The organism is candidate division WOR-3 bacterium (genome assembly GCA_016926475.1).
Lineage (GTDB): Bacteria > SDB-A > SDB-A > SDB-A > SDB-A > JAFGIG01.
Genome location: JAFGON010000051.1, coordinates 1 through 5,060, shown reverse-complemented (window position 1 = coordinate 5,060; position 5,060 = coordinate 1). Strand labels below are relative to the sequence as shown.

The 5,060-nt window shown below is 44.8% G+C and carries 2 protein-coding genes and 1 rRNA gene; 1 reads left to right on the top strand and 2 read right to left on the bottom strand.

The features are described from left to right. Positions 1–624: ribosomal RNA gene (locus JXA84_05160) — 23S ribosomal RNA — on the bottom strand; the annotation flags it as partial. 237 nt (positions 625–861) lie between these two features. Between JXA84_05160 and uvrA the strand changes: the two genes are divergently transcribed. Continuing rightward, complete coding sequence (gene uvrA / locus JXA84_05155) at positions 862–3,639, top strand: excinuclease ABC subunit UvrA (protein ID MBN1150592.1); 2,778 nt, start codon at positions 862–864, stop codon at positions 3,637–3,639. Positions 3,640–3,653: 14 nt separating this feature from the next. Here the strand turns inward: uvrA and JXA84_05150 are convergent. Further along, positions 3,654–5,060, bottom strand: a 1,407-nt coding sequence (locus JXA84_05150; protein MBN1150591.1) for a hypothetical protein, incomplete at its 5' end; no start/stop codon positions are given.

Sequence of the window (5,060 nt, the reverse complement as noted above, 5' to 3'; positions counted from 1 at the left end):
TGATTGTAGGCAAATGGTTTCAGATTCTATTTCACTCCCCTTCCGGGGTTCTTTTCATCTTTCCCTCACGGTACTGGTTCACTATCGGTCACAAGCGAGTATTTAGCCTTAGGAGATGGTCCTCCCAGATTCAAACGGGATTTCTCGTGTCCCGCCCTACTTGGGAATCTTGCCGGGAAAGACATCTACTTTTTCGTCTACTGGGCTATCACCATCTTTGGCGGTAACTTTCCTATTACGCTTCGACTAAAGTGATGTTTTGTAACTTTCCGGACCCCTGCAGCAAGGTCCAGGCAAAATCCCTCGACACCGGTTCGGCAACGTGCTGCAACTTTAACACAGAACCGGTTTAGGCTCTTTCCCGTTCGCTCGCCGCTACTTGGGAAATCGTTATTACTTTATTTTCCACAGGGTACTAAGATGTTTCAGTTCTCCTGGTTGGCCTTCCCGAAACTATGTGTTCATTTCGGGAATACCTGGGCATGACCCCAGATGAGTTTTCCCATTCGGAGATCCCCGGATCACGGCCTGCTTAGCGGCTCCCCGAGGCTTATCGCAACCAGCTACGTCCTTCATCGCCTGCTTGTGCCCAGACATCCACCATATGCCCTTAGTAACTTGACACACATTTTTTCTCTGGACAGCTTCTATATTGAATTTTCAAAGAGCAAAATATTACCCTCTGCAAAAATTATCATTTGCAGGAAGAAGAGCATATTAATAAAATCGTCTTGCGTTGTCAAGAAAAAATTTCAACTATTTTGCAGCGCGTGTTTTTCAAAATGTTGCCGAGCGAAAAAGACGGTTTGGTTGTAAAATTGTATTTCGTACAAGCCTTAAAAATATATATAAGGAAAACAAATGGCGGACCGTGAAATAATAATCAGAAAAGCGAAGGTTCACAACCTTAAAAGCATTGATTTGTCAATCCCCAGGGACAAGTTCATCGTGATAACGGGTATTTCAGGCTCCGGAAAATCATCCCTCGCTTTCGACACGATCTACGCTGAAGGGCAGAGAAGATACGTCGAGTCCCTCTCGACTTATGCCAGACAATTTTTGGGCGTTATGGAAAAACCTGACGTAGAGAGCATTGAAGGGCTCTCACCCGCCATATCAATTTCTCAGAGAAAGATAGCGAGAAATCCGAGGTCAATTGTCGGCACGGTCACGGAGATATACGACTACATGAGGCTGCTGTTCGCGAGAGTCGCCTCCCCCTATTGCCCGGTCTGCAGCCAAAAGATTTTCAGCTACACGACGCCTGAAATAATCGACATAATTATGAAATATGAAAAGGGAAGAAAACTCTACATCAACGCACCCGTAAAAATTGAAAACAGAAAAGATTTCACAAAACTCCTGAACTCCCTGCGAAAAAAAGGTTTTGTTCGCGTTTTTTCAGGCGGAAAGACCTACCATATCGACGAAGACAAATTCGAATACTCGAAAGACCTTAAATCTTCTTTCTCTGTCGTAGTCGACAGAATTGTCACTGGATCTTCTCTTTCGAGGATTAGAGTCGCAGAATCGGTCGAGACGGCTTTGAAAGAATCTCAGGGGACTCTATGTGTCTACGACCTTGAGAGAGGTCAGGAAATGTTGTATTCTCTGACGCCGTCTTGCCTGAAATGCGGCATAAAGCTTCCAAAACCGGAGCCAAAACTTTTTTCCTTCAACAGCCCTGCAGGTGCTTGCCCTGAATGCGACGGACTGGGGACAAAAATTGAGATAACCCCCGAACTTGTAGTTCCGGACGCGGACATTTCCATTCTCGACGGAGCCATAGTACCCATTGGAAACCCGGAAGGAAAATACATCTGGGGAAAGCTTAAAAAACTTTCCATGGACTACAATTTCAAGATGTCATCCCCTTTTTCCTCTTTATCAAATGAAGCCCAGAAAGCGATACTATACGGTGAGGATGATTTTTTTGAAGGCATAATTCCAAACCTCGAGCGCAGATACAAGCAGACCGAATCCAACATGATGCGACAGGAAATTGAAAGGTACATGTCATTCTCTCCATGCCCTGTCTGCGAAGGGAAAAGGCTCAAAAAAGAAGCGCTGGCTTTTAAAATAAAAGAAAAAGATATCACCCGGATTTCTTCCATGAGCGTTGAGGAAGTCGGAGATTTTTTTTCTGGAGACCTCGGGCTCACTGCAATGCAGATGAAAATAGCCGAACCAGTTCTGCGTGAGATCGTCAGCAGGGCGAAATTCATGGTCGAAGTCGGGCTTAATTACATATCGCTCGACAGGAGAATGGACACTTTATCCGGAGGTGAGGACCAGCGCGTCCACCTCGCAACTCAGATAGGGAGCGGACTGGTCGGTGTTACGTATGTTCTCGATGAACCTTCTATAGGCCTCCATCCCCGCGACACCGGAAGACTTCTCAAGACACTTTTAGACCTTCGAGATATTGGGAACACTGTCATCGTAGTGGAACACGACAGACAGATAATAGAGACCGCCGACCACATAATAGACCTCGGTCCAGGCGCAGGAAGGGAAGGAGGCTATATATCCGCGGCAGGAAGCCTCAAAGAAATCATGGTTTCCAAAAATCCGACCGGTATGTTTCTTTCGAGAAAAGACACTATACAAATTCCGAAAAGGCGAAAACAGGACAAGGGAAAATTTTTGAAAGTCTTCGGCGCCACCGAGAACAACTTGAAAGAAATTGACGTGACTTTCCCTCTTGGTGTTTTTGTCTGCGTCACCGGGGTCTCAGGCTCGGGTAAAAGCTCCCTCGTCGAAGAAGTTCTCTACAAGAGTTTGAAAAAATATTTTTACCCGCTTTCCCAGGACAACCCCGGAAAACACAGAAGTATAAAGGGGATAGAGAACATAGACAGAGTTATCAATATAGACCAGTCGCCGATAGGCAGGACTTCAAGGTCAAATCCCGCGACCTACACAGGGGTATTCACCCCCATAAGAGAGCTTTTTGCATCTGTTCCCGAGAGCAAAGCGCGAGGTTATAAAATCGGAAGGTTCAGCTTCAACGTCTCTGGGGGCAGATGCGAAAAGTGTGAGGGACAGGGTTCTCTCAGAATAGAGATGCATTTTTTACCTGATGTCTTCGTGACATGCGACGCTTGCAAAGGCAAGAGGTTCAACCCTGAGACCCTGGACATAAGATTCAGAAACAAAAATATCGCGGAAATTCTCGAAATGTCGGTCGAAGAGGCGCGAGGATTTTTTCAAAATTTCCCTGATATTTCCAAAAAACTCGATTTGCTGCATTCAATAGGCCTGGGATACCTTCTCCTGGGGCAGCCGGCACCGGAACTCTCAGGAGGAGAAGCCCAGCGTTTGAAACTCGCGCGCGAACTCTCAAAAGGTGGAAGAGACAGAACCCTGTACATACTCGACGAACCGACTACAGGCCTTCATTTTGCGGACATAAAAGTTCTTCTCTCGGTTCTCAACCGCCTTGTCGAAAGAGGCGACAGCCTTATAGTCGTAGAACACAACCCAGACATAATTAAATCAGCAGACCACATAATCGACCTAGGCCCAGAAGGCGGTGATAAAGGCGGCTACGTTGTAGCAGAGGGTTCACCGGAGGAAATTATCCAAAACAAATTCTCCGTCACTGGTAAATTTCTGAAAAGAGAAATCGAATCCTGAGATTTTTAATTGGTCTATTGAACTTTTATGCTGTCCACAAATTTCCTGACGTCAAACCAATACGTATCTTTTGGAAATTTCAGGAGATATTCTTCAAAAGTCGAAATCGAAGATGTTGTGTCCCCGACAGAAATGTACAACAACCCTTTGCCTCTCAAGAATCTCGAATCATTGGCAAACACTTCAGCTCCTTGATCGAAAATTTTTAAGGCATAGGATATTTCTCCCTCTTCAAGAGCGGCGCAAAGGGCGAGTTCTAAAAGAGCGTCCGGGTCGGCTGGCCTCAAAAACACGAGATTTTCATGCAATTTCAATTTCAATCCAGTAAGATCGGCGTCTTCCAGAAGCACGAGTGCTCCATTGATTTCCGGGTCATATTCTTCAATTTTTCCTCCGTCCATGATGATGAAAGCTATTTCTAGTCTTCTCATCACCTCGTAATTTCTCGGTGTAATCTCTGTCTTCCGGAGAATCTCACGTGTCTTTTCGAATTCATTTCGGATGAAATACAAAACGGCGAGATTTGCGTTTGCCTCGTCGTAGTCGGGTTTCATTTGAATGGCTCTTTCAAGGAAGATCAAAGCCGTATTATCGTCTCCGAGGGCTGAATATATGAAAGCGAGTTTGTTTAAAAGAAAATAATTTTTCGGATTTACATTTACAGCGGCGGATATATAAACAAGTGCTGAATCGTATTCTCCCCTGATCAGGTGGATGTTTCCGAGACCAATGTTGACGCTTGAAAAATCCGGATATTCACTTTTGACTTCAAGGTAGAGAGATTCGGCCTTCGAAACAAACATTTCGGCAGAATCGCTTTCCTCAGCGATGCTGATATACGAAGAGGCGAGGTTTACCCTCGAACGTATCCAGCCGTGCCTTGCATAGACGGCTGTTTTTTTTGCTGAATCCAGCCAGACGTTTGCCTCGGTTTTCCACGATCCTCCTCTGAAAAAAATTGTTAGGGAAAAAACTGTGCACAGAAGTAAAAACAGTAAAATCCTCTTTTTCACTTTACCAAAAAAACTCCCGAAATAAATACAAAAAGCTGTCATAGGCAGATACATGTAATGTTCCATTCCCGATTCGAAAATAGGAAATATGTTGAGAACGGGAAAGAGAGCGATGGTCCAAAAAAACAAAGCCCACAGAAACAGCACATCTTTTCTTCTGAAAAATACGACAATCGCTGTGGCGCCGACGCTGATGACGCCAAAAATAAATTGAGGTCTCAAAACATTGTTGAAAAGTTCTATTCCGGATTCAAAATTGAGAAAAAAAGGAAATAACGCGCGCAACAGATAATAACCCCAGATAGACGGAACAGTCATAAGCCTCTTCAAATGGCCGTATTCGGGTCTCCAGAAAGTCTCTTCGGTGTTGAAGACAAAACCCTGCCCAACAATGTTTGCTCTGACAAT

Coding starts and splice junctions, on each gene's coding strand:
- uvrA (MBN1150592.1), top strand. CDS start 862: ATGGCGGACCGTGAAATAATAATCAGAAAAGCGAAGGTTCACAACCTT.